The 24630-nt window shown below is 70.7% G+C and carries 22 protein-coding genes; 17 read left to right on the top strand and 5 right to left on the bottom strand.

Annotated features, from left to right (window positions below; genetic code table 11):
* Nucleotides 1-34: 34 nt before the first annotated feature.
* A complete protein-coding gene (locus QM732_RS20565) occupies nt 35-934 on the top strand; it encodes a c-type cytochrome (RefSeq protein ID WP_415657954.1) in 900 nt (299 codons plus the stop codon).
* Nucleotides 935-937: 3 nt separating this feature from the next.
* On the opposite strand, the gene QM732_RS20560 is transcribed toward QM732_RS20565, so the two are convergent.
* From QM732_RS20560 to QM732_RS20550, 3 genes are read right to left on the bottom strand one after another with little or no spacing between them, the layout of a single operon-like run.
* Nucleotides 938-1765, bottom strand: coding sequence for a DUF6279 family lipoprotein (locus QM732_RS20560; RefSeq protein WP_415657953.1), 828 nt, complete (start codon nt 1763-1765; stop codon nt 938-940).
* A gap of 52 nt (nt 1766-1817) precedes the next feature.
* The gene (locus QM732_RS20555) at nt 1818-2279 is read right to left on the bottom strand and encodes a BON domain-containing protein (RefSeq protein WP_415659423.1); all 462 of its coding nucleotides are present in this window, start codon (nt 2277-2279) and stop codon (nt 1818-1820) included.
* A gap of 5 nt (nt 2280-2284) precedes the next feature.
* Nucleotides 2285-2749 (bottom strand): DUF6265 family protein, encoded by a 465-nt coding sequence (locus QM732_RS20550; RefSeq protein ID WP_415657952.1) that lies wholly within the window; start codon nt 2747-2749, stop codon nt 2285-2287.
* Between the two features lie 134 nt (nt 2750-2883).
* Here QM732_RS20550 and QM732_RS20545 point away from each other — a divergent pair, with 134 nt between their 5' ends.
* The 9 genes from QM732_RS20545 to QM732_RS20505 all read left to right on the top strand — a co-directional run bounded on the left by QM732_RS20545 (nt 2884) and on the right by QM732_RS20505 (nt 14485).
* On the top strand, nt 2884-6180 hold the full coding sequence (locus QM732_RS20545) for a hypothetical protein (RefSeq protein WP_415657951.1): 3297 nt from the start codon (nt 2884-2886) through the stop codon (nt 6178-6180).
* A gap of 79 nt (nt 6181-6259) precedes the next feature.
* Nucleotides 6260-6745, top strand: coding sequence for a TIGR02281 family clan AA aspartic protease (locus QM732_RS20540; protein ID WP_415657950.1), 486 nt, complete (start codon nt 6260-6262; stop codon nt 6743-6745).
* The gene (locus QM732_RS20535) at nt 6742-7656 is read left to right on the top strand and encodes a TraB/GumN family protein (RefSeq protein ID WP_415657949.1); all 915 of its coding nucleotides are present in this window, start codon (nt 6742-6744) and stop codon (nt 7654-7656) included. Before QM732_RS20540 ends, QM732_RS20535 begins: the two co-directional genes overlap by 4 nt.
* 25 nt (nt 7657-7681) lie before the next feature.
* The gene (locus tag QM732_RS20530; RefSeq protein WP_415657948.1) at nt 7682-8410 is read left to right on the top strand and encodes a PhaM family polyhydroxyalkanoate granule multifunctional regulatory protein; all 729 of its coding nucleotides are present in this window, start codon (nt 7682-7684) and stop codon (nt 8408-8410) included.
* Nucleotides 8407-9885 carry an FAD-linked oxidase C-terminal domain-containing protein gene (locus QM732_RS20525; protein ID WP_415657947.1) on the top strand — a complete coding sequence of 493 codons (1479 nt, stop codon included), beginning with the start codon at nt 8407-8409 and terminating at the stop codon, nt 9883-9885. The genes QM732_RS20530 and QM732_RS20525 overlap by 4 nt, the downstream gene beginning before the upstream one ends.
* Complete coding sequence (gene glcE, locus QM732_RS20520) at nt 9882-10952, top strand: glycolate oxidase subunit GlcE (protein WP_415657946.1); 1071 nt, start codon at nt 9882-9884, stop codon at nt 10950-10952. Before QM732_RS20525 ends, glcE begins: the two co-directional genes overlap by 4 nt.
* Nucleotides 10952-11731, top strand: coding sequence for a methyltransferase domain-containing protein (locus QM732_RS20515; protein ID WP_415657945.1), 780 nt, complete (start codon nt 10952-10954; stop codon nt 11729-11731). The genes glcE and QM732_RS20515 overlap by 1 nt, the downstream gene beginning before the upstream one ends.
* A gap of 4 nt (nt 11732-11735) precedes the next feature.
* On the top strand, nt 11736-12980 hold the full coding sequence (gene glcF, locus QM732_RS20510; RefSeq protein ID WP_415657944.1) for a glycolate oxidase subunit GlcF: 1245 nt from the start codon (nt 11736-11738) through the stop codon (nt 12978-12980).
* Nucleotides 12981-13036: 56 nt separating this feature from the next.
* Entirely contained in the window at nt 13037-14485 is a 1449-nt protein-coding gene (locus QM732_RS20505) for a patatin-like phospholipase family protein (RefSeq protein ID WP_415657943.1), read from the top strand.
* Here QM732_RS20505 and QM732_RS20500 read toward each other — a convergent pair whose 3' ends face one another.
* Both QM732_RS20500 and metK read right to left on the bottom strand, forming a co-directional pair.
* Nucleotides 14486-16027: a methyl-accepting chemotaxis protein gene (locus QM732_RS20500; RefSeq protein ID WP_415657942.1), complete on the bottom strand. Its 1542-nt coding sequence runs from the start codon at nt 16025-16027 to the stop codon at nt 14486-14488.
* A gap of 213 nt (nt 16028-16240) precedes the next feature.
* Nucleotides 16241-17422 carry a methionine adenosyltransferase gene (gene metK, locus QM732_RS20495; protein ID WP_415657941.1) on the bottom strand — a complete coding sequence of 394 codons (1182 nt, stop codon included), beginning with the start codon at nt 17420-17422 and terminating at the stop codon, nt 16241-16243.
* 129 nt (nt 17423-17551) lie between these two features.
* Between metK and QM732_RS20490 the strand changes: the two genes are divergently transcribed.
* The 7 genes from QM732_RS20490 (at nt 17552) to QM732_RS20460 (ending at nt 24523) form a co-directional block, all read left to right on the top strand.
* Nucleotides 17552-18430 (top strand): lysophospholipid acyltransferase family protein, encoded by an 879-nt coding sequence (locus tag QM732_RS20490; protein WP_415657940.1) that lies wholly within the window; start codon nt 17552-17554, stop codon nt 18428-18430.
* Entirely contained in the window at nt 18427-19275 is an 849-nt protein-coding gene (gene dapF / locus QM732_RS20485) for a diaminopimelate epimerase (protein ID WP_415657939.1), read from the top strand. Before QM732_RS20490 ends, dapF begins: the two co-directional genes overlap by 4 nt.
* Nucleotides 19272-19985 carry a DUF484 family protein gene (locus QM732_RS20480; RefSeq protein WP_415657938.1) on the top strand — a complete coding sequence of 238 codons (714 nt, stop codon included), beginning with the start codon at nt 19272-19274 and terminating at the stop codon, nt 19983-19985. The genes dapF and QM732_RS20480 overlap by 4 nt, the downstream gene beginning before the upstream one ends.
* Nucleotides 19982-20905 (top strand): tyrosine recombinase XerC, encoded by a 924-nt coding sequence (locus QM732_RS20475; protein WP_415657937.1) that lies wholly within the window; start codon nt 19982-19984, stop codon nt 20903-20905. The genes QM732_RS20480 and QM732_RS20475 overlap by 4 nt, the downstream gene beginning before the upstream one ends.
* Complete coding sequence (locus QM732_RS20470; RefSeq protein ID WP_415657936.1) at nt 20902-22416, top strand: hypothetical protein; 1515 nt, start codon at nt 20902-20904, stop codon at nt 22414-22416. The genes QM732_RS20475 and QM732_RS20470 overlap by 4 nt, the downstream gene beginning before the upstream one ends.
* A gap of 79 nt (nt 22417-22495) precedes the next feature.
* Complete coding sequence (locus QM732_RS20465) at nt 22496-23689, top strand: class I SAM-dependent rRNA methyltransferase (RefSeq protein WP_415657935.1); 1194 nt, start codon at nt 22496-22498, stop codon at nt 23687-23689.
* A gap of 70 nt (nt 23690-23759) precedes the next feature.
* Nucleotides 23760-24523, top strand: a protein-coding gene (locus tag QM732_RS20460) for an IS5 family transposase (RefSeq protein ID WP_415654614.1) whose coding sequence is annotated in 2 segments (ribosomal slippage) — nt 23760-24075 and nt 24075-24523 — 765 coding nt in all. Because the reading frame shifts where the segments join, the coding sequence is not laid out codon by codon here.
* Nucleotides 24524-24630 lie beyond the last annotated feature (107 nt).

Here is a 24630-nt window from a genome sequence, read left to right as displayed (position 1 = left end):
GTCGCGCGGTGAGGCGCCGCGGCGAGGAGAGGGAATGGGCAAGTTCCTGAAGTGGCTGGGCATCGTCATCGGCCTGGCCGTGGTCGTCGTCATCGCCTTCGCGGCCACCGGCTGGCTGCAGGCCGAGCGCAAGATGTCCCGCCGCGTCGATGTGAGCATCGCACCGCTGGTCCTGCCCACCGAGGCCGCTGCGCTGGAGCGCGGCCGCTACCTCTTCAACTCGCGCGGCTGCGCCGAGTGTCATGGCGCGGACGGCGGCGGGCGCAAGGTCATCGACAGCGGCGGGCTGCTCGTCGTCGCGCCCCACATCAGTGCCGGACCGGGCTCGGTGACGACGGCCTACCGCGTCGAGGACTGGGCGCGCGCCATCCGCCACGGCCTCAAGCCCGATGGCCGGCCGCTGATGATCATGCCCAGCGAGGACTACAACCGCCTCACCGACGCCGACCTTGGTGCGCTGATCGCCCATGCGAGACAGCTTCCGCCGGTGGACGGCCAGACGGCGGTGCTGCAGCTCCCGCCGCCGGTGCGGGTGTTCTACGGCCTGGGTCTGATCCAGGACGCCGCGGCCAAGATCGACCACAGCCTGCCGCCGCCCGCCCCGGTGCCGGAAGGCCCGACGGCGGCGCACGGCCGCTACGTGGCGCAGATGTGCGTGGGCTGCCACGGGGAGGGCTACGGTGGCGGCAAGATCCCCGGCGGCCCGCCGGACTGGCCGGCAGCGGCCAACCTGACGCCCGGCCGGGGCAGCGCGATGGCGGGTTACGCCGGTGCCGACGCCTTCATCGCGATGATGAGGAGCGGCAAGCGCCCTGACGGCTCGGCGATCGCGGTGATGCCGTTCGCGTCGCTGTCTCAGCTGAATGATGTCGACATGCGCGGCCTGCACGCCTTCTTGCTGACGCTGCCGGCGCGGGATGCCGGCAGCCGCTGAGGCTCACCTCGTCTGCAGCCTGTGCAGTTCGGCCGACAAGTCGGCCCAGTGCCTGCGCACCTGCTGGTGCTGCCGCGCATCCATGCCGTTGAGCAGCTGCAGCAGGCTGGCGGTGACCTGGTCGCGGTAGGGCTGCTCGGCGGGCTGCGTCTGCAGGTTGTGCATGAAGGCCGCCGTGCCGCCGGCAAGGTCATGGCGCGCCCAAGCATGCAGTCCCTCCAGCGTGCGGGCCTGCCGCGTGGCGCGGCCCTGTGCCATGGCGGCCAGATCGAAGGGCCAGCGCTCGGCGTCGTCGCGCGCTTGGCGGCGCGTGGACCGGTCCAGGTCGCCCAGCCAGCGCTCCAGGCTGGTCGTGTAGCGCTTGGCGCGCTCTGCCGCGCCGCCGCGGCCTGACAGCTGTTCGTGCCATTCGGTGGTCTTCTCGTCCATCTTCCTTTGCAGGTGCCGCCACTGCTCGGGCCTCAGCTCGGCCAGCAGCGGGGCGGCCAGCGGCGCGGCCTGCTGCAGGCAGCGCTCCAGGCTGGCGCGCGCGGCGCGCTCCAGCGCCAGCAGCTCGTCGGCGGTCACGATGCCATCATCCAACGCCGCACCGGCCTGGCGAAGCAGTGCCTGCCACTGCGGCAGCTCGTCGCGGCGGTGCCAGGCCTGCCAGGCACGCAGCCCGTCCTTGAGCCGGCCCCTCTGGGCGCTGTCGAGGTCGAGATAGCTGTCCATCCAGAGCCCGCCCAGCAGCGGCATCTGGTTGTAGGCCAGCGTCAGGCTGGAGCAGCCGATCAGGGCCAGCATCAGGCCCAGAGCGAGCAGGGTGGAGAGTCGTTTCAGCAGATGCATGGGGCGCATGGGGCCATCTTGACAAGTCGTGCCGCTCCGGTGGGTCGTGGGGTCATGGCAGGCGCCGGTAGGGCAGGGTGGCACCCGGGCCGACCCGCACCAGGGCCAGGGCCTGCTGGACGTCCGGCAAGCTGCGTGCGATGGCCTCAAGGTCGTTCGCCTGCGCGGCCCGCTCGACGCAGCCCTCCAGGTAGACGACCCGGCCCTGGACGGTGAACCACAGGCTGCTGGGATGCAGGGCCGGGTCGGCCACCAGCGCCTGCCGCAGCGCGGCGGCGATGGCGCCGTCGAAACGGTAGGCATTGGGTTCGCTGCACTGGCCGTTCAGCCAGCAGCTGGTGCCGCGCTCGGCGCGATGGTGGGCCTGCACGCGTGCCTCCGCGGCGGTGACGCGCGGACCGCGCGGCTCCGGGCAGCCGGCGATGTCGGCCGACACCGCCTCGAAGGGATCGTTGAACCGGTTCAGCACCTGCTCGTCGTCGGCGGCTCCCGCCAGCAGCAGGGCGGCGAGCATCGCCTTCACGGGCAGGCGCTGCGCTGCATCGGGAAATCGATACCGCGCTCCTTGCCGTTGCGATTCCCCTCGATGCGCGCCACCAGCCGGTCTGCGGCTTCGCGGCGGTACAGCACGCGCTGCGGGAAATCGTGCGCCGGGTTCTCGAACACGGCCTCCGTTTCGCTGTGGCGTAGCAGGGGGAACGTCGTCGGCGGCCGGCCCTGGGGCTGGGCGACGAAACTGAGCCTGCCGTCGGCGTCGGAGCGGATCTGCATGAACTCGAACTCGACGACGCGGCCGTTCTTGAGCGTGCGCGCCATTCCCAGCATGAGGCCGCCGGCCGGCGTCATCCACTGCTCGACCGAGCCGGCCTCGCGCCCCTCGGGGCTCCAGCAGCCGGCCAGCCAGGCGACCGGAGCGAGTGCGTCAGCCTGGGCCTGGGGCGCGATGCAGCCCGCCGACAGCAGGAGGGCGATGAGGGGTTTCATGCCGCTGATTCTGGGCCGCCCGCGGTACAGGCGCAAACGCCACGGAGTGCCGGGGGAGCTCCACAACTTTGGGGATCGGTGCCCACGCCCGCGGCGGGTCGCTGCCTACACTGGCCGCGGCACGTGGGGGTCGCATGGACATCGGCGATGTGTTGCGGGAGGAGAGTCGCTATCTCGGGCGCACCGCGCCGCAGGCAGGCCCGCAGGAGCCGCTGAGCGCGCTGTGCCTGTCGGGCGGGGGCATCCGCAGCGCGACGTTCTGCCTCGGCGTGCTGCAGGGCCTGGCGCGACGCGGCGGCTTGCGGCGCTTCCACTACCTGTCGACCGTGTCGGGCGGTGGCTACATCGGCAGCTGGCTGTCGGCCTGGATCGCCCGTGCCGGCCTGTCCGGTGTCGAGCGGCAGCTGGCAGGGGGGCATAGCCGCGAACCGGATCCGGTGCGCCGGCTGCGCGCCTACACGAACTATCTCAGTCCCGTGTGGGGGCTGTCACTCGACATGCTCTCGCTGGTGTCCATCTTCCTGCGCAACCTGCTGCTGCACTGGATCGTGCTGCTGCCGCTGCTGACGGCGCTGCTGATGCTGCCGCGGTTCCAGCTGGCCATGGTGTCGATGGGCCGCCATGCCCTCGGCGCTCAGGCCTGCCTGGCTGTCGCCGTGGCCCTGCTGGCGCTGGCGATCTCCTACATCGCCAGCGACCTGCCGGCGACGCCCCCCGGACCGCCACTCGCTCCGCCGGCCGCCGCAGCCCCGCCGCCGTGGATCCAGCGCGACCAGTTCATCCTGTGCTGTTTCCTGCCGCTGCTGGGCAGCGCCGTGCTGCTGAGCTGGGTCATGGCCTGGGACAGGACCCTGCTGAGTACCAACGGCCGGTACGTCATCGGTGCCGGCGCGCTGATCCATGGCGCCAGCGTCTTCCTCGGCGGGCTGTGGCGGCGGGCGCGTGTCATGCAGCCCCGCCGGCTGCCGCCATCGCGGCAGATGCTGGCGGGCGCGGCCATCGTCGCCAGCGGCGCGCTGGGCGGCGCGGCCTTGTACGGTCTGGCCGTAAGCCTGCCCGACCTGGGCGCCTCGTCCGGTGCACCGCTGGAGGCCCGTGTGCTGCACGCCAGTCTCGTCGTGCCGGCGCTGCTGGTGGCGTTCTGGGTGGGCGTGACGGCCTATGCCGGCCTCACGCGCGGCTTCACGGGCGAGGAGGATCGCGAGTGGTGGGCGCGTGCGGCCGCCTGGTGGCTAGGCGTCGGCGTGGCCTGGGTGCTGGCCTGCCTGCTGGTGCTGGAACTGCCGCGTGCGCTGCTGGGGCTGGCCGACCTGCAGCGGCCCGCGGGGGCCAAGGCGGCGAGCCTGGGTGCGGCGCTTCTTGGCGCGCTGACTGCGGCGATCGGTTTCTGGAGCAAGAGCGGGCCGGGCCTGGAGAAGAAGGTCAAGAGTCTGGCCGACAAACTGGGGGCGCGCGCGCTCGAGGCGGCCGCGCTCGCCTTCAGCCTGATGCTGGCGCTGCTGCTGGCCTATGCGGCGTCCTGCACGCTGCGCCACGCCGATGGGGCGCTGCGCGACGAGGTGGCCCGCCGGCTCGCCGACGCCGCGACGCTGCAGCGGGTCTGGGTCAAGCCCGAGCCCAAGTCCGGCGAACCGGCCGACCCGGACTGGGGCAGGCCGGGGCACGCACCGCTGGCGGTGAAGGCCCTGGTCGCCTATGAGGCCGTGCTGGACGAGGCGAGCTACGGCGCTGTGTTGGCCTGTGGGCTGGCCTTGCTGGCGATCGCCATCCTGGGCTCGCGCGCCTTCGGCTCCAACACCTTCTCGCTGCACAGCCTGTATGCGAACCGGCTCGTGCGCGCCTACCTCGGCGCCTCGCGCAATCCGCGCAACCCGCATCACTTCACCGGTTTCGATGCCGACGACAACCTCAGGCTGGCGAGCCTGCGCAGCCGCAGCCGGACCGACCGCCGGCTGTTCCACATCGTCAACACGGCGCTGAACCTGACCCGGCCCGCCGGCGACCGGCTCGAGTGGCAGGAGCGCAAGGCCGCGTCGTTCACGATGAGTCCGCTGCACTGCGGCAGTGCCGCCCTTCGCGGCGGGCCGGGCAGCCTGCCGCAGGGTTTCGTCCGCACGTGGCGCTACGGCGCCCCCGATGGCGGCCTGTCGCTGGGCCGGGCCCTGGGCATCTCCGGCGCGGCGGCATCGCCCAACATGGGCTATCACAGCTCGCCCTTCGTCGCCTTCGTGATGACGGTCTTCAACGTGAGGCTGGGCTGGTGGAGCCCCAACCCGCGGCTCGACTTCGCGAGGCAATGGCGCAACCCCGAGCCGGCCAATGCCTTCCAGGCGCTGTGGAGCGAGGTGAGCGGTGCCTCGGACGCCGAGGGCTCGTTCGTCTACCTGTCCGACGGCGGGCATTTCGAGAACCTCGGCCTGTACGAGATGATCCGGCGGCGCTGCGAGCGCATCGTCGTCGTCGACGCCACTTGCGATGCCAAGTTCGAGTCTGGCGACCTGCAGGGCGCGATCAACAAGGCACGGGTCGATTTCGGCGTCGACATCGAGTTCACCACGCCGCTGCCGGGGACGCCCGGCGGCCGCCACCACGCACTGGCGACGATCCACTATCCGGCCGGCCGGGGCGGCCCGGCCCTGCAGGGCGAGCTGTTCTACATCAAGCCGGTCGTGAGCGGTGACGAGCCGCTGGACGTGCTGGCCTTTGCGCGCAGCCACGCATCGCCCAAGAGCCCCTTCCCGCACCAGAGTACGGCCGAGCAGTTCTTCGACCAGTCGCAGTTCGAGGCCTACCGGGTGCTGGGGCTGCATTCCGTGCTGACGGCCATTCCGGGGGAGGCCGACTGGCCCGATCCCCAGCCCTGGCCTGCCGCGGGCGCGGTGCCGCCCGGTGGCACGGGCGAGCCTCCGGAGGGGGGCGAGCCCGAGAAGCCGTCGCAACCCCGATCGTCGGCCTGGTTGTGGACCGGCGCGGCGGGCCTGGGCGGCGCGCTGGCGATCACGGGCAGCGTGGCGCTCAAGCCCGGTGGCCAGGTCGAACTCAAGCCCGGCGGGCAGGTCGACCTCAACCCCCATGCCCAGGTCCGCATCGTCGATCCCGGCCCGGGCGGCCTGCCGTCGCCGGCGACGCTGGGTACCGTCAACGAACTCAAGCAGCAGATCGACCAGCTCAGCCAGCAGCTGAGCAGCCAGAACTCCGTGCTCGTGACCCGGGACGGGCCGGCCGTCGACCTGCGCCGGCTGGAGGGCAGCGCGGCGAGCGCGGCGCAGTCGCTGCAGGACATGCAGGCCAACCTGGATGCGCTGCGCACCCAGCTCCACGAGGACATGGAGGCGCGCCGCGCGACGGCCGAGCGGCTGAACGGCGCCGTCTGGCGGATGCAGCGCGACATGGAGGCCGGCCAGGCTGGAGCCAAGCCGACGCCGCGCTGAAGCCGCGCCGAAGCCACGCTGAAGGCGAGGCGGTGCCTCGTTGGTGCCGGCTGCTGCCAGCTTGTGGCATCGTCGCGCCGTGGCGCATAAAGATCTCCCTCACAGCTTCAAGCTGCTCACCATCTGGCTGCTCGTGTTCCTCGTGCTGTTCCTCGGCTTCAAGGCCTGGGAGCGCGAGCGCGAATCCAGCCGCTTCAAGCTGGCCGGCGAGGCCATCGTGCTGACCCGTTCGGGCGACGGCCATTTCCACTGGCCCGGCCGGGTGGGCGGTATCGAGGTGGACTTCCTCGTCGACACCGGCGCTACCGCGACGGCGCTGCCGCAGGCCCTGGCGGAGCGCGCTGGCCTCACGCCACTGGGCGCCGTGCGTACGCAGACGGCGGCTGGTGCCGCCCGCGGCTTCATCGCGCGGGCCGACATCGCGCTGGAGGGCGGCGTGCGTGCCGACAAGCTGACAGTGACCGTGCTGCCCGACCTCGCCGCCCCGCTGCTGGGCATGGACGTGCTGGGGCGGCTGCACTTCTCCCAGAAACCCGGCGAACTCCGCATCGAGCCCAAGCAATGATCCGACCCCTGCTGCTTTGCATCGCGCTGCTGGCCGGTGGTGTCCACGCGGCCTGCCCGCCGACGCCCCAGCTCCCCACCACCGAGCAGGCCACCCGCTGGGCCGCGCAGGCGCCGGACCGTGGCCTGCTTTGGCGCATCAGCCGCGACGGCCACAGCAGCTATCTGTACGGCAGCCTGCACCTGGGCAAGCCGGACTGGGCATATCCCGGCCCGGCACTGCGCGCGGCCTGGGCCGCGACAGAGGTGCTGGCCGTGGAACTGGACCCGGCCGACGTCGGCCCCGCACTGGCGGCTCTGGGCCCCGCCGAGCCGCCGCAGCCGGCGCTGGCACGGCGCATCGGCGACCAGGCCAGGGCCGCCTGCCTGCCCGAAGGCGTGCTGGGCGCGCTGCCAACCATGCTGCAGCTCTCCACGCTGATGCTGATGGAGGCGCGGCGCGATGGCTTTGACGTGGCCTTCGGGCAGGACCTGATGCTGCTGGCCCGCGCCAAGGCCGAGGGCCGGCCGGTGCAGTCGCTGGAGACCGTGCAGGAGCAGATGGCCGCGCTGGAGCCCTCGCAGGGCGAGCTGCCATCGGTCGTCGACGGCACGCTCAGGCAGCTGCAGCGCGGCCAGGTGCGCGCGCCCATGCGCAAGCTGGCCGACGCCTGGGCGCGCGGCGACCTCAAGACGCTGGCCGACTACCCGCGCTGGTGCGCCTGCGCCGACACCGCGGCCGAGCGTGCCTGGCTCAAGCGCGTCAACGACGACCGCAATGTGCAGCTGGCGGCGCGCATCGTCGCGCTGCACGGCGCCGGCCAGCGTCTGCTGGTGGCCGTCGGCGCCTTGCATATGAGCGGGCCCCAGGCCCTGCCCCGGCTGCTGGCGGCCGAGGGCTTCAGCGTCGAAGCCGTGCGCCCCAGCAAGTAGGATGCCCCTTCACAGGAGACAAGCCATGACCGACAACAGCTTCACCAAGTTCGTGCCCGGTTTCGAGTTCCTGCAGGGCCTCGTCAAGAACGCCGGCGCGGCGCTGCCGGGCATAGGCCAATGGGTAGCGCCCACGCTCAACCCCGAGGAGCTGGCCAAGCGCATCGAGGAGCTGCGTACCGTGCAGTTCTGGCTGGAGCAGAACGCCCGCATGCTGGGAGCCACCATCCAGGCGCTGGAGGTGCAGCGGATGACGCTGTCCACGCTGAAGTCCATGAACGTGCCGCTGGGCGACCTGCGCGACAGCCTGAAGCTACCCGAGACGCCGGCTTGGCCGAGCGCCACGCCCGAGATCGTGGCCGCCGCGGCGCCCGTGGCCAAGACGGCCGTGAAGACCGCAGCCAAGGCTGCGCCCAAGGCCGCCAAGGGCACGGGGGCGGCCGCCAAGGCGGCGCCTGTCGGCGTCGTGGATCCGACGCAGTGGTGGACGGCGCTGAGCCAGCAGTTCACCCAGCTCGCCACGACGGCCATGAAGGACACCGCCACCGACGCCGCCAAGAACCTGGCCGGCAACCTCGTCAAGCAGAGCTTTGATGCTGCCAGCGACACGCTGCGTCGCGCGGCCAGCGTGCCCGGCACGATGGTGGGCAGCGTCGCCAAGGGCCTGGCGAGCGGTGCCGCCAAGCCGGTGGCCAAAGCGCCGGCCAAGGCCGCCGCCCGCAAGCGCAGCACCACGACCCGACGCAAGCCTTGAACGCTCCCATCGACCTCGCCGCCCGCCGCGCCGCCCTCGTCGCCGCGCTGACCCCGCTGCTGCCGCCGCACGCGCTGCTGCACCAGACCGAGCAGACCACGCCCTACGAGTGCGACGGTTTGACCGCCTACCGCCAGCGCCCGCTGGCCGTGGCCCTGCCCGAGACCGAAGCCCAGGTGGGCGCGGTGCTGAAGGCTTGCCACCGTCTGGGCGTGCCCGTGGTCGCGCGTGGCGCCGGCACGGGACTCTCGGGCGGCGCGATGCCGCACGAGGCGGGCCTGACGCTGGCGCTGGCCAAGTTCAACCAGATCGTCCAGATCGACCCGCTGGCGCGGACGGCCCGCGTGCAGTGCGGCGTGCGCAACCTCGCGATTTCCGAGGCCGCGGCACCGCTGGGCCTGTACTACGCGCCCGATCCCAGCAGCCAGATCGCCTGCACCATCGGCGGCAACATCGCCGAGAACTCGGGCGGCGTGCACTGCCTGAAGTACGGCCTGACGCTGCACAACGTGCTGCGTGTGCGCGGCTTCACGGTGGAGGGCGAGTCCGTCGAGTTCGGCAGCGAGGCGCTGGACGCGGCCGGGCTGGACCTGCTGGCGCTGGTGGTGGGCAGCGAAGGCATGCTGGCTGTCGTCACCGAGGTCACCGTCAAGCTGGTGCCCAGGCCGCAGCTCGCACGCTGCATCATGGCCAGCTTCGACGACGTGCGAAAGGCCGGTGACGCGGTCGCGGCCATCATCGCGGCCGGCATCATCCCGGCGGGCCTGGAGATGATGGACAAGCCCATGACGGCCGCCGTGGAGGACTTCGTCCATGCCGGCTACGACCTTGATGCCGAGGCCATCCTGCTGTGCGAGAGCGACGGCACGCCCGAGGAGGTGGCCGAGGAGGTCGCCAAGATGGAAGCGGTGCTGCAGGCCAGCGGCGCGACGCGCTGCCAGGTCAGCGCGGACGAGGCCCAGCGGCTGCGTTTCTGGAGCGGTCGCAAGAACGCCTTCCCGGCGTCCGGCCGCATCAGCCCCGACTACATGTGCATGGACTCCACCATCCCGCGCAAGCACCTGGCCACCATCTTGCTGGACATCCAGCAGATGGAGAAGAAGTACGGCCTGCGCTGTGCCAACGTCTTCCATGCCGGCGACGGCAACCTGCATCCGCTGATCCTGTTCGATGCCAACGACCCGGATCAGTTGCACCGCTGCGAGCAGTTCGGCGCCGAGATCCTGGAGCGCAGCGTCGCGCTGGGCGGCACGGTGACCGGCGAGCATGGCGTGGGCGTCGAGAAGCTCAACTCGATGTGCGTGCAGTTCAGCGCCGAGGAGCTGGCGCAGATGTTGGCGCTGAAGAGCGCCTTCGACCCGGCCGGCACGCTGAACCCCGGCAAGCAGATCCCGACGCTGAACCGCTGCGCCGAGTACGGCCGCATGCATGTGAAGCGAGGGCTGCTGGCCTTTCCCGAGCTGGAGCGGTTTTGAGATTCGACGACCTGCAAGAGCGCTTGCGAGAAGCGCGCACCCCGCTGCGCATCACCGGCCACGGCAGCAAGGACTTCTACGGCGAGGCGCCGCAGGGCGAGGCGCTGTCCACGCTGGCGCTGAACGGCATCACGGCCTATGAGCCCAGCGAGCTGTTCCTCAGCGTGCTGGCCGGCACCCCGCTGGTCGACGTGGAAGCGCAGCTCGCGCAGCATCGCCAGCGCTTCGCCTTCGAGCCGCCGCGTTTTGGTGGCCGGGGGACCGTGGGCGGCATGGTCGCGGCCGGACTGTCCGGCCCCAGCCGCGCGGCGCTGGGTTCGGTGCGCGACCACCTGCTGGGTGCCGTCCTCATCAACGGCAACGGCCAGCTGCTGAACTTCGGCGGCACGGTCATGAAGAACGTGGCCGGCTTCGACGTCAGTCGCGTGCTGGCCGGATCGCTGGGCCAGTTGGGCCTGATCACCGAGGTCACGCTCAAGGTGCTGCCCCTGCCGGCCGCGACCCGGACGCTGCGTTTCGACATGGACCAGGCCGAGGCGCTGATGGCGCTGAACCGCTGGGGTGGACAGCCTCTGCCCATCGAGGCCAGCGCCTGGTGGGACGGCGCGCTCGTGCTGCGCCTGGCTGGCGCGCAGGCCGCCGTGCAGGCCGCCTGCGCGCGGCTCGGCGGAGATGACATCCCCGACGATCTGGCCGGACCGTTCTGGAGCGGCCTGCGCGACCAGTCCGACGAGTTCTTCATCGGGGCCGAGCGCGCCGTGGCCGGTGGCGCGCGGCTGTGGCGGCTGAGCCTGCCCAGCACGGCGCCCGAGCTGAAGCTGCATGGCGAGCAGCTCATCGAATGGGGTGGTGCGCAGCGCTGGGTCGTCACGCCGCTGGAGCCCGCGGCGGTGCGCGAGGCCGCGGCCGGTGCGGGTGGACATGCCACGCTGTTCCGCGCGCTGGACAAGGGCTGCGGCTGCTTCACGCCGCTGAGCGCTCCGCTGGCGGCCATCCACAGGCGGCTGAAGGCGTCGTTCGATCCGCATGGCGTGTTCAACCCGGGCCGGCTCTACGCGGAGCTCTGATGACCGAGCCCATCCACGACGCCGCGCAGCGCGGCTACACCAGCGCTCCCGACAGCTACCAGCGCGGTCGACCGGAGTATCCGCAGGCGCTGTTGGCCTGGTTGGACGCGCAGCTCGGCGTGCGCGAGGGCGCCAGAGTCGTCGACCTGGGCGCGGGCACCGGCAAGTTCACCAAGCTGCTGGAGCGCACCGGCGCGACGGTGACGGCCGTGGAGCCGGTCGACGCGATGCGCGCCAGGCTGTCCGAGAGCCTGCCCGCTGTGCAGGCGCTGGCCGGCACGGCGCAGGCCATGCCACTGGCCGACGGCTCGGCAGACGTGCTGCTCTGTGCCCAGGCCTTCCACTGGTTTGCCAACGGGCAGGCGCTGCACGAGATGCATCGCGTGCTGCGGCCCGCCGGCCGGCTCGGCCTGGTCTGGAACGTGCGCGACGAGTCCTGCGACTGGGTCGCAGCGATCACCGAGATCATCACGCCCTACGAGGGCGATGCGCCGCGCTTCCACACCGGGCAGTGGAAGCGCCCCTTCGAGAATCAGGCGCTGTTCACGCCGCTGCGGCTGGCGGAGTTCCCGCACAGCCACGCGGGCTCGTTCGAGCAGGTCGTGATCGACCGTGTTTTATCGGTGAGCTTCATCGCCGCATTGCCGCAGTCCGAGCGCGAGGCCGTGCAGGCGCGGTTGCGCGCGCTCCAGCAGCGCTTCGCGGCCTTGTGTGAGCCGGTGATCAACTTTCCATACGTGACGCAGGCCTTCAGTGCCGAGCGTCTCGCCCAACCCTGACGGCATGCAAACCAACCTCGCTCCAGAATTTGCCGGCACCCGCGATGGCACCGAGGCCGAGGCCATCCTGCGCCGCTGCGTGCACTGCGGCTTCTGCACGGCCACCTGCCCGACCTACCAGCTGCTGGGTGACGAGCTCGACGGTCCGCGCGGCCGCATCTACCTGATCAAGCAGGTGATGGAGGGCGCGACGCCCACGCGCGAGACGCAGGCCCACCTGGACCGCTGCCTGACCTGCCGCAACTGCGAGACGACCTGTCCGTCGGGTGTCGAGTACGGCCGCCTCGTCGACATCGGCCGCCGCGTCGTCGATGCCAAGGTCGAGCGACCGGGCGGCGAGAAGCGCATGCGCTGGCTGCTCAAGGAGGGGCTGACGTCGCCCCTCTTCAAGCCGGCGATGAAGCTCGGACAGATGTTCCGTCCGCTGGTGCCGGCGGCGCTGAAGGACAAGGTGCCGGCCAAGCCGCCCGCCACCGCGCACGACTGGCCCACGCGCCAGCTCAACCGAAAGGTGGGCCTGCTGCTGGGCTGCGTGCAGCCGGCCATGCTGCCCAACATCAACAGCGCCACCGCCCGCGTGCTGGACGCGGCGGGCATCCAGACCGTCGTTGCCGACGGCGTCGGCTGCTGCGGCGCGATCCGCGAGCACCTGGGCGACCACGAGGCCGCGCTCGACGAGATGCGCCGCAACATCGACGCCTGGTGGCCATTGGTCTCGGGCCACGGCGAGCGCGTCGAGGCACTGGTGATGAATGCGTCGGGTTGCGGCGCGATGGTCAAGGACTATGCCCACGCCCTGGCCCACGATCCCGCCTATGCCGACAAGGCCAAACGCATCAGCGAGGTGACCAGGGACCTCAGCGAGCTGCTGCCCGAGCTGGTGCCGCAGCTCAAGGTCAGGCTCAAGGCCAAGCCGGGCCCGCTGGCCTACCACCCGCCATGCACGCTGCAACATGCACAGAAGCTCAAGGGCGGCGTCGAGGCGGCCTTCCGCGAGCTCGGGTTCCAGATCGGCTGCGCGCCGACCGACAGCCATCTTTGCTGCGGCTCTGCCGGCACGTACTCGGTGCTGCAGCCCGAGCTGTCGCATCAGCTGCGTGACCGCAAGCTCGCCGCGCTGGCTCCGCTGCAGGCCTCGCAGATCGTGTCAGCCAACATCGGCTGCATCCAGCACCTGCAAAGCGGCACCCCCCAGCCCGTGCGGCACTGGGTGGAGGTGTTGGACGATGCACTGCGCGGTGTCGCCTGACTTGTCGTGCCACAGGAGCTGCTGCCGGAGCCGGCATTGAAGATGGAGAGCGCGTCGTGAATCTGCGGTCGAAGGACGCGTGTCAACAGGGGTGGGCAGGCGCCAGGCGGCCGTTGGCCGGCCGGGCCATTCGCCTGGGCTTGCTGTCGTGGGCAGTTGCGCTGGCCGGTTGCTCCACCTATCGCCCGTGGATCAATGCGGGCTTGCCCGCGGCGGCGGATGGGCAGCCTGCGGCCGCGCCGGTAGCGCCCCGCCGCGCCTCGCCGCCGGTGGTGGCTGCGGTCACGCTGTCGGGCGGCGGTGCCCGTGCCGCGGCCTTCGGGCTGGGCGTGCTGCGGGAACTGAAGGCGACGAGCTTCAGCATCGACGGCCAGCCGACCACGCTGCTGGATCAGGTCAGGCTGGTCAGCGGCGTCTCCGGCGGCAGCATCCTCGCCGCGCACTACGCGGCTTTCGGCGACGAGACGCTGACGCGCTTCGAGCCGGACTTCCTGCTCGTGCCCTTCGAGGCCGGCCTCATCAAGCAGGCCTTCGCGCCGCAGCGGCTGTATAGGCTGACCTCGCCCTGGTACGGCCGCAGCCACATCCTGGCGCAGCGGCTCGACGAGCTCTATCGCGGCCTCAGCTTCGGCGACCTCAAGAGGCGGCCCGGTGCGCCGGAGCTGATGGTGACGGCCACCGACCTCACCACCGGGGCACCCTTCGATTTCACGCCCGAGCAGTTCGGCCTGATCTGCTCGGACCTGGATCGCACGCCGCTGGCCTTCGCCATCGCCGCCTCGTCGGCGGTGCCCATCCTGCTTTCGCCGATGACGCTGCGCAACCGTGCCGGGGAGTGCACGTCCACGCCTCGGCCTATCCACAAGGCGGCTGCCGACTACCGCACCCGCATGCTGGCGCTGAGCGCCGAGAGCTACCGCGACGCCAAGGAGCGCCCCTTCATCCACCTGGTGGATGGTGGCGTGTCGGACAACACCGGCGCGCGGCTGATGCTGGACCGACTGGTGGCGGGGGGGTCGATCGCCTCGTCCTTCCCGGATGCCCGGCCCGGCAGCGTCCGCCGCCTGATCCTGGTCACGGTCAACTCCGAACGCGACCTGGCGGAACGCATCGACGCCAGCGACCGCGTGCCCTCGACCGGCCAGGTGGTCGAGACGCTGGTCTTCGGCGCCGGCGCGCGTGAGACGCAGGTCACGCTGGCCATGCTGAACGACGACAACCGCCGCTGGCAGGAGGAGTTGCAGCGCACCCGCGGCCAGCCGGGCAGCCCGTTCGCGGCGGACGCGGAGCTGCACATCGTCAGCGTGAGCCTGCACGACGTGCCGGACGACAAGATCCGGCACAGCCTGCTGCGCGTGCCGACGGCATTCACCATCGAGGCGACCGACGTGCTGGCGCTGCAGAAGGCGGGCGCCGAGGCCTTGCGCGGCGCACCGGCCTTTGGCCGCCTGAAGGCCGGCCTCGTCAACCTGGACGGGCCACCGCCGCGCGCCTCCGGGGAGTGATCAGGTCCTGAAAGTCGAGACCAGCCGCACCAGCTCGTCGGCCTGCTGGCGCAGGCTCTCGGCCGCAGCGGCGCTCTCCTCCACCAGGGCGGCGTTCTGCTGCGTGGCCTGGTCCATCTGCGTGATGGCCTCACCCACCTGGGCGACGCCCGCGCTCTGCTCGCGGCTGGCCGCGCTGATCTCGCGCACGATGCCGGCCACGCGGCCGATGGCGGTGACGACCTGCTCCATGGTCTCGCCAGCGCGGTTGACGAGGCCTGCACCTTCTTCGATGCGCTCCACGCTGTCCCCGATCAGGCCCTTGATCTCGCGTGCGGCCTCCGCGCTGCGCTGCGCGAGCATGCGCACCTCGCTGGCCACGACCGCGAAGCCGCGGCCCTGTTCGCCCGCGCGCGCCGCCTCGACCGCGGCGTTCAGCGCGAGGATGTTGGTCTGGAAGGCGATCGCGTCGATGGTGCCGATGATGTCGCCGATCTTGCGCGAGCTTTCCTCGATGCCGCGCATGCGCTCGACCGCCTCGCCCACCACGGTGCCGCCTTGCTGCGCGACACGGCTGGCATCCTGGGCGAGCTGGTCGGCCTGCTCGGCGTTGTCGGCGTTCTGGCGCACGGTGGCCGACAGCTGCTCCATCGACGCGGCAGTTTCTTCCAGCGCGCTGGCCTGGGCCTCGGTGCGGGCCGACAGGTCGTTGTTGCCCGTGGCGATCTCGGAGCTGGCCGTGGCCACGCCGTCGGCGTTCTGACGCACCGAGCCGACCAGGCCGCGCAGTGCCTGCTGCATCCCGGCAAGGGCGTGCGCAAGCTGGGCCGTTTCGTCGTGGCCGCTGGCACGAATCTCGCGCGACAGGTCGCCGCGGCCGACTTCCTCGGCCTCGTGGATGGCGGCGTGCAGCGGGCCGACGACGGAACGCGTGATCAGCCAGGCCGCCGCGATGCCGATGCCCAGGCAGGCCACGGCCAGCCCCAGCATCTGCAGCTGGGTGCTGTGGGACTCGTCCATGATCTGCTGGGTCGCCTCTCGCACGCGAACGCCCTGGTAATTGGCGAGGCTGCTGATCGTGCCGACGTAGCTTTCGGCGGCCGGACGCATCCTGGTTTCCAGCGTCTGCAGCGCTACATCGGCCCCGCCGGCCTTGAGTTGCGCGAAGACCTGGTTGCGGATGTCGATGTAGGTCTTGCGGGCTGCAGCGATCTCGGCGAGCAGGGCCTTGCCGCGTTCGCTGTCGATGAGCTTGGTCAGCTCTTCCTGCAGCTCGTTGATCCGGGCGCTGGTGGTCTTGATCTGCGGTGCGAAGAACTCGGCCACGGGGCCGGAGCCGCCCGCCCGCGCGACGGCATCGGTGCGCGTCACGTTGAGCTGGGTCAGCGTGCGCCAGTCCTGGGCCAGTTCCTGGCGATGCTGCAGGGCCATCAGGTGATCGATGTGGGGGCCAACCGCGCCGATCTGCCGGTAGCTCAGCCACACCGCGACAACGAGCAGCAGCAGCACGATGCCAAACCCCAACATCAGCCGGGCGCCAATACGCAGGGACTGAATGTTCATCACCACCTCCTTGTTTGCTTGACGGCAGGAAGCGGCATAAGTCGCACCCTGTCGGTGCGTTGACTCTACATGTTGGTGCGGGGGCTCAACCCAAAGAAAACACCGCCCCGGAGGGCGGTGTGTGGCGGATTTGGAAAGTCCGCGGCGGCCTTGCCGGGGTGCGGGTTTCCTCTCGCGTCGCGGCGACGAAACGCGCGCTACCCGGGCGCGGCCTTACAGGCCGGCCGCAGCCCGCAGGGCAGCGGCCTTATCGGTGCGCTCCCACGTGAACTCGGGTTCCTCGCGGCCGAAGTGACCGTAGGCCGCGGTCTTGGAATAGATCGGGCGCAGCAGGTCCAGCATCTGGATGATGCCCTTGGGCCGCAGGTCGAAGTGCTCGTTGACCAGCTTGGCGATCTGCTCGTCGGGGATGACGCCGGTTCCCTCGGTGTAGACGGTCACGTTCATCGGTCGGGCCACGCCGATTGCGTAGGCCACCTGGATCTGGCATTGGCGGGCCAGGCCGGCGGCGACGACGTTCTTGGCCACGTAGCGGGCGGCATAGGCGGCCGAGCGGTCGACCTTGGACGGATCCTTGCCCGAGAAGGCGCCACCCCCGTGCGGGCAGGCGCCGCCGTAGGTGTCGACGATGATCTTGCGACCGGTCAGGCCGCAGTCGCCCTGCGGGCCGCCGATGACGAAGCGGCCGGTCGGGTTGATCAGGTACTTGGTGTCGGCGCTGATCCACTCCTTGGGCAGCACGGGCTTGATCAGCTCCTCGCGGATGGCCTCGTAGAACTCGTCCGTCATGCGGTCGCCCAGCGAGTACTCGGGCGCGTGCTGGGTGGACAGGACCACGGTGTCGATGCTGTGGGGCTTGCCGTCCACGTAGCGCATCGTGACCTGGCTCTTGGCGTCGGGGCGCAGGAAGGGCAGGCGGCCGTCCTTGCGCAGCTGGGCCTGGCGCTCCACGAGGCGGTGCGCGTAGTAGATGGGCGCGGGCATCAGCTCGGGCGTCTCGTCGCAGGCGTAGCCGAACATCAGGCCCTGGTCGCCGGCACCGGTGTTGAGGTGGTCGTCGGAGGCGTGGTCCACGCCCTGGGCGATGTCGTTGCTCTGCTTGTCGTAGGCGACGAGGACGGCGCAGCCCTTGTAGTCGATGCCGTAGTCGGTGTTGTCGTAGCCGATGCGCTTGATGGTGTCGCGCGCGACCTGGATGTAGTCGACGTGGGCGTTCGTCGTGATCTCGCCAGCCAGCACCACCAGGCCGGTGTTGCACAGCGTCTCGGCGGCCACGCGGCTGCGCGGGTCCTGCTCGAAGATCGCGTCCAGGATGGCATCCGAGATCTGGTCGGCCACCTTGTCGGGGTGTCCTTCCGAGACGGATTCAGACGTGAAGAGGAAATCGTTCGCCACTTTTAAACTCCGGTTGCTTTGTTGACGGCGTCGCCGTTGCTCCAGGAGGGGCGGCGAACGCTTTAGCGGGATTTGTGAATCGCCCCGCAAGTAGTTCAGTAACTCGGCGATGTGCCAATTATAAGAAACATGGGCCTGGTCTTTCATCTGTTGTCCCGGCTGCCCCTGGCGCTATTGCACGCTTTGGGCGCATGGCTGGGCTGGATCGTCTACTTCGCCTCGGGCGTCTACCGGCGCCGCTTCAAGGCCAACGTGGCCCAGGCCGGCGTTGCCTGGCGCGATGCGCGCCCGGCGATCGCGGCGGCGGGGCGCATGGCAGCGGAGTTGCCCTGGCTGTGGGTCGGCACCCGCGGCAAGCCGCTGGGTGACAAGCTGCGCTGGGATGGCGGCGAGCTGATCGCGGCGGCCCTGGCCGAGAAGCGCGGCCTTGTCATGCTGACGCCTCACATGGGCTGCTTCGAGATCTGCGCCCAGGCGATCGCCGAGCGCTTCACGACGCCCGAGGCGCCCATCACCGTGCTCTATCGCCCGGCGCGCCAGGCCTCGCTGCGCGACGTGATGGCGGGCTCGCGCGAGCGGCCCGGCCTCGCGACGGCGCCAGCCTCGCTGGCCGGGGTGCGCCAGATGATCCGCGCGCTGCGCCGCGGCGAGGTCATCGGCCTGCTGCCCGACCAGGTGCCCCCCGACGGCCTGGGCGTGTGGGCGCCCTTCTTCGGCCGACCCGCCTACACGATGACGCTGGCGGCCCGTCTCGTGCAGCAGACCGGCGCGGCGCTGCTGCTGATCTGGGGCGAGCGGCTGCCTGGTGGCGAGGGCTTCGTCGTGCACGTGCTGCCGGCACCGGAGATCGCCCGGGAGGCGTCGGCCGAGGACGCGGCCGCGACGGTCAACGCCGCGATGGAGGGCGTGATCCGGCGCGCGCCAGGGCAATACCTGTGGGGTTATCACCGCTACAAGCAGCCCCGCGGCCTGGACATCGGCGCGGCGCCGGATAATCCCTCCCCATGAAATTGCGCTTCACCAAGATGCATGGCGCGGGCAACGACTTCGTCGTCATCGACGCGACGAAGCAGCCCTTCGCGCTGACGCCTGAGCAGATGCGCCACCTGGGCGATCGACGCTTCGGCGTGGGCTGCGACCAGATCCTGGTGATCGAGCCCAGCACGGACGCCGGCGCCGACTTCCGCTACCGCATCTTCAACAACACCGGCAGCGAGGTGGAGCACTGCGGCAACGGTTCGCGCTGCTTCGTGCGCTACGTCGTCGACGCCGGCCTGACGAGCAAGCGCGAGATCCAGGTCGACACGATGAACCGCCGGCTGCGGCTGAAGCTGCAGGACGACGGGCGCGTCACGGTGGACATGGGTGCCCCGGTGTTCGATCACGCCGCGCTGCCGTTCAACGCCAGCGGCCTGCGGCCGCGGCTGGAGAACGGCTTCGAGCTGTGGACCCTTGAGGATCTGCAGGGCGTGGAGCTCGCCGTCGTCTCCATGGGCAACCCGCATGCGGTGCAGCGGGTGGCCGATGTCGAGACTGCGCCGGTGCTCACGCAAGGCCCGCTGATCGAGCGCCATGCGCGCTTTCCACGGCGCGTGAACGCCGGCTTCATGCAGGTGCTGGCGCGCGAGCGCATCGCGCTGCGCGTGTTCGAGCGCGACGCAGGCGAGACGCTGGCCTGCGGCACGGGCGCCTGCGCGGCAGTCGTCGCGGGCATCCGTGCCGGATGGCTGGACGCCGCGGTCGAGGTGCAGACGCGCGGAGGCCAGTTGCGCATCGAATGGGCCGGCGGACAGAGCCCCGTGCTGATGACGGGTCCGGCCACCCGAGTTTTTGACGGAGAGATCACACTGTGAGTTCCAACCCGGCCGCCGACGCGGTGCAAGGCATCACCGAAACCGACATCGCCAACTACCTGGCGGCCACGCCCGGCTTCTTCGAGCGCCACGCGGCCCTGCTGGCCACGGTGCAGCTGCAGCATCCGCACGGCGCGCGCGCCGTGTCGCTGCAGGAGCGCCAGGCCGAAATGCTGCGCGACAAGATCAAGGGCCTGGAGCTGCGCATCATCGACATGATCCGCAACGGCCAGGACAACGTCGCCATCGCCGACCGGCTGCATCGCTGGACGCTGGCCGTCATGCGCGCGGCCGGCACGCCCGCGGCGCTGCCCGAGGTGCTGCTGGCCGAGCTGCGCCACCAGTTCCTGATCCCGCAGGCGGGTTTGCGCCTGTGGGGCGTGGCGCCTGCGCACGAGGCTCTGGAGTTCGCCGCTTCGGTCAGCGCCGACGTGCGCAGCTTCGCGTCCAGCCTGAGCCAGCCCTATTGCGGCGTGAACTCGGGCTTCGAGGCGGCGCGCTGGCTGGGTCTCTCCGAAAGCGGCGGCACGGCGACCTCGCTGGCGCTGATCCCGCTGCAGCAGCCGGGCGTCAACGAAGGCAAACCCTTCGGCCTGCTGGTGCTGGGCTCGCCGGATCCGACGCGCTACACGGCCGAGATGGGCACGGACTTCCTGACCCGCGTCGGCGAGATCGCCAGCGCGAGCCTGGCGGGGCTGCTCGCCGCATGACGGAGCTGGCGCGGGACTACCAGGACTTCCTGCAGCACGCCCGCGTGCAGCAGCGCCTGAGTCCGCGCACGCTGAGCCTTTACACCGACGGGCTGGAGCGTCTGCAGGCCATGCTGGCGGACGGTGCCATCGAGGCACGCGCCCTGAGCATCGCGCAGGCGCGACGCCTGGCAGCCCTGCTGCACCGCGAAGGACTGGCGCCCAAGTCCATCGCGCTGTTGCTGTCGGTCTGGCGCAGCGCCTACCGCTGGCTGGGCCAGCAGGGCCGTGTCGCGCTCAACCCTTTCGATGGTCTGCGCGCGCCGAAAGGACCGAAGCCGCTGCCCAAGGCGCTTGGCGTGGATGACGCTGTTCAGCTGGCCGGCTACGCGCCGGACGATGTCGCGGATTCGCGGCTGGAGGCGCGCGACCGCGCGATGGTGGAGCTGCTGTATGGCGCCGGCCTGCGCGCGGCGGAGCTGATCGGACTGGACGCCCAGGCCAGCACCGGCGCGGCCGGCTGGGTGGACCAGCAGTCCGGCGAAGTCCACGTGCTGGGCAAGGGCGGCAAGCGCCGCAGCACACCGCTGGGCCGTGCCGCGGCCGAGGCGCTGCGGGACTGGCTGGCTGTGCGAGGCCAACTGGCCGCGGTCGGCGAGCCGGCGCTGTTCGTCGGCGCGCGCGGCCACCGCGTGGCCGGCTCCGTGCTGCGCGCCATGCTGGCCACACGCGCCGTGCAGGCCGGCATGCCGGCCCACGTGCATCCCCATATGCTGCGCCACAGCTTCGCCTCGCACCTGCTGCAATCCAGCGGCGACCTGCGTGCGGTGCAGGAACTGCTGGGCCACGCCCATATCACGACGACCCAGGTTTACACCCAGCTGGACCACCAGCACCTGGCTCGCATCTACGACGCCGCTCATCCGCGCGCCAAAAAATGAGAATCCGACTTGCCGCGCTGGTGGCCTTGCTGCCGACGACGACCTGGGCAACGCCCGACGACGCGCCCTTCGCGCGCATCCAGACCGTGCGACCCGCCGCGGTCGAGGCCAACTGGACCCGGATGAAGATGCCCGACGGCGGCCGCACGGCCTTCGCATCGATCAGCTACCTGATGGCGCTGGACGACGACTGGGGTTTCGGCCCCGGCTTCTACGGTGCGGCCAAGGGCAACTACGGCGGCATCTTCACGGTCGGCTTCACCGGCCAGCGGCGCTGGCGGCTGTCGAGGAACACGCATCTGGCGGCGAGCCTCTATGTCGGCGCGGGCGGCGGGCTGTCCAGCGAGCAGATGCGCTTCGGCGGCGGGCTGATGCTCAGGCCCGAGCTGTCGCTGCGCACCGAGGCGAGGGGCTGGTACTCCGGCATCGGCATCTCGCAGATCCGCTTCCCCAGCGGCAACGTGAAGAGCGGCGTGGGACTGGCGTTCTCGCTGGGCCGTGCCATGGACTTCGCGAGCTTCTCGCCTGCCGACGCCGGCCAGCCAGGACGCGCGACGCGGCGTACGGGCCTGAGCTTCGACGAAATCTCGCTGGTCGGTGGTTTCGAGAGCCCGCGCGCATCCAGTCGCACGCGTGGCGGTACGCCCTATGCGGGCAAGGTCGGCAAGGCCGGTGCGGACCTGCGCCAGTACATCGCCGAGGGCAGCTGGTGGGGCTTCGAGGCTGCCGGCGCGGCCAAGGGCGGAGTCGACGGCTACATGGAAGTGCTGGGCCAGATCGGCCAGGACTGGGGGCTGTTCGGCTCACCGCGGCTGCGCGTGGGCGGCCAGCTGGGCCTGGGCCTGGGTGGCGGCGGCAACGTGGACACCGGCAACGGCTGGCTGCTGCGCGCCGGGCCGACGCTGCGCTGGATCACGCCCTGGGGCCCCAGCCTGCGCATCGACGCGGGCCTGACCCATGCGCCCAGCGGCGCCTACAGCGCCACCTTCCTGCGCGCCGCGCTGAGCATGCCGCTGGACCAGCGGCCGGGCTGGACGGTCGATGACGACGGCGGCGGCACGGTGCGTGTGCAACAGGTGGGCGCCAGCGTCATGCACCTGCCGCGAGTGCGCTTCAAGGACGGTCGGCGAGAGGCCGTCAGCCACCTGGCCCTGAACCTGTCGCGGGAGTTCTCGCCCTGGTTGTACGGCGCGGCCCAGGCCGGCAGCGCGGCGGCGGGCAGCGCGGGCGCCTACTCTTTCGGCCTCTTCGGCCTGGGCGTGCAGAGCCGCCCGCTGTGGGGTGACATGCGCGTGGGCGCGGAATGGCTGGTCGGTGCAGCCGGCGGCGGCGGCGTCAAGGTCGGCGGCGGTGCCGTGACCCAGGCCGAGCTGTGGGCGCAATGGTCCGTCGGCGAGCGGCTGCGGCTGCGCGCCGGTGTCGGCGAGTTCCGCACCATGCGTGGCAGCGACCAGTCCACGCCGCTGACCCACCTCGCGCTCAGCTACGCCTACGGGACGGTGCAGCGATGACCGGCGACGCCCGCGCATCCTTGCCTGGCACGGTCCCTGCTCGCCGAGCCGGCGCTTTGCACGTCGGGGAGGCCCGCCGATGAAGAGGATCACCATCCGGCCGGGCAAGGAGCGCTCGCTCGTCAAGCGCCATCCCTGGGTGTTCGAGAGCTCCGTCGCGCGCGGCGGGGCCGACTCGGGCGAGACGGTGCGCGTAGAGGCGGCGGATGGCACCTTCCTGTGCTGGGCGGCCTTCAGTCCGCAATCGCAGATCCGCCTGCGCGCCTGGAGCTTCGACGAGGCGGAGCGCATCGATGCGGCGTTCTTCCGGCGCCGCATCGACCAGGCGCTGGCGATGCGGGCGCGCCTGGCCATCGCGTCGGACGCGGTGCGCCTCATCCACGGCGAGGCCGATGGCCTGCCCGGGCTCATCGTGGACCGCTATGTCGACACGCTGGTTGCGCAGTTCACCAGCGCCGGCGTGGAGCGCTGGAAGGGCGTGATCGCAGACGCGCTGCTGGCCGCGACCGGCCTCGCGCGCCTGTACGAGCGCTCCGACGCCCAGGCCCGCGAGTGGGAAGGCCTGCCCGTGCAGACGGGCTGGCTGCGCCTGGACTCGCAGGACAAGGGAGAGACGGCACTCACCATCCGCGAGCACGACTGGCGGCTGACGCTGGACGTGGCCGAGGGCCACAAGACCGGCTACTACCTGGACCAGCGCGACAGCCGACGCCGCTTTGCCGACGCGGTGCGGCAGTACGGCTGCCGCAGCGTGCTGAACTGCTTCAGCTACACGGGCGGCTTCTCGGTCGCGGCGCTGGCGGGCGGGGCGGCCGAGGTCATCAGCGTGGACTCCTCCGGTCCGGCGTTGGCACGTGCCGAGAGCCATGTCGCGCTGAACGGCTTCGAGGCCGGGCGCCACCAGGCCTGGGACGCCGACGTCAACTCGACGCTGCGCCGCTGCCTGGCCGAGGGCCGGCGCTTTGATGCCATCGTCCTCGATCCTCCGAAGTTCGCGCCCACGGCCGCGCATGCCGAGCGCGCGGCGCGGGCCTACAAGGACATCAATCGCCTGGCCTTCATGCTGTTGAACGACGGCGGACTGCTCTACACCTTCTCGTGCTCGGGTGGCATCTCGCCCGACCTGTTCCACAAGATCGTGGCCGGCGCGGGGCTGGACGCGGGCGTGGACGGCTACATCGTCGAGCGCCTGTCCGCCGCAGCCGACCATCCGCAGACGGTGCGCTTCCCCGAGGGGGACTATCTGAAGGGCCTGGGGCTGCTGAAGCGCTGACGCTTGCTTTGGCTACTAGGGCCTGTTAACACTAATTGCACCAAAGCAATTGGGCTGCGACAGTGAGTGCATGGAGATCACAGCAGCCCAATTCGCGCAGATCGAGCACTGCTTGCCGCTGCAACGCGGCAACGTCAGCCTGTCGAATCTGCAGGTGTTGAATGCCATCCTTTACGTTGCTGAGCACGGCTGCAAATGGCGCGGCTTGCCCAAGCGCTTCGGCAACTGGCATACGATCTACACGCGCATGAGCCGCTGGGCAAAGTCGGGCGTTTTGGACCGGACCTTCGAGCAATTGCAGCAGGCGCAGATCGTGCAGATCAAGATTGAAGCGGTGTCGCTGGACAGCACCAGCGTCAAGGTGCACCCCGATGGCACCGGCGCGCCAAAAAAAACGGTCCGCAAGCTATCGGCAAATCCCGTGGTGGGTGGAACACCAAAATCCATCTCGTCGCGGCGGACGCGCGCACGGCCATAACCTTCTCGCTGTCACCAGGGCAGGCGCACGATGCTCCCGAGGGGCGAGCTCTGCTGAAGCGGCTCGGTGCGCCCAATCGGCCTTTGCATCTGTTGATGGATCGCGCCTACGAGGGCAACGAAACTCGGCAGCTCGCACTCGACCTGGGGTTCATCCCTGTCGTGCCGCCCCTGAGCACGCGCATCGAGCCCTGGGAGTACGACCGCGAGATGTACAAGCGCCGCAATGAAGTCGAGCGCCTGTTCCGCCGCCTCAAGGGCTATCGCCGAATCTTCTCCCGCTTCGAGAAGCTCGACATCATGTTCACCGCCTTCATCAGCTTCGCTCTGATCGCTGACGGATTGCGTTTGTGTTAACAGGCCCTAGGGCAAGCACGGCCCTCGTTGATGGGGGCGCTAGCCCTTGAATGAGGGGGCGGCTGTGACAGCATCCGCCGCTCGCAATCCCGCGCGCCTCTTGCCCT

Source organism: Roseateles sp., from assembly GCF_047654805.1.
In the GTDB taxonomy this organism is placed as follows: domain Bacteria; phylum Pseudomonadota; class Gammaproteobacteria; order Burkholderiales; family Burkholderiaceae_C; genus Pelomonas.
The sequence above is the reverse complement of the archived record's forward strand: the minus strand, read 5'-3'. Positions and strand labels throughout refer to the sequence as shown.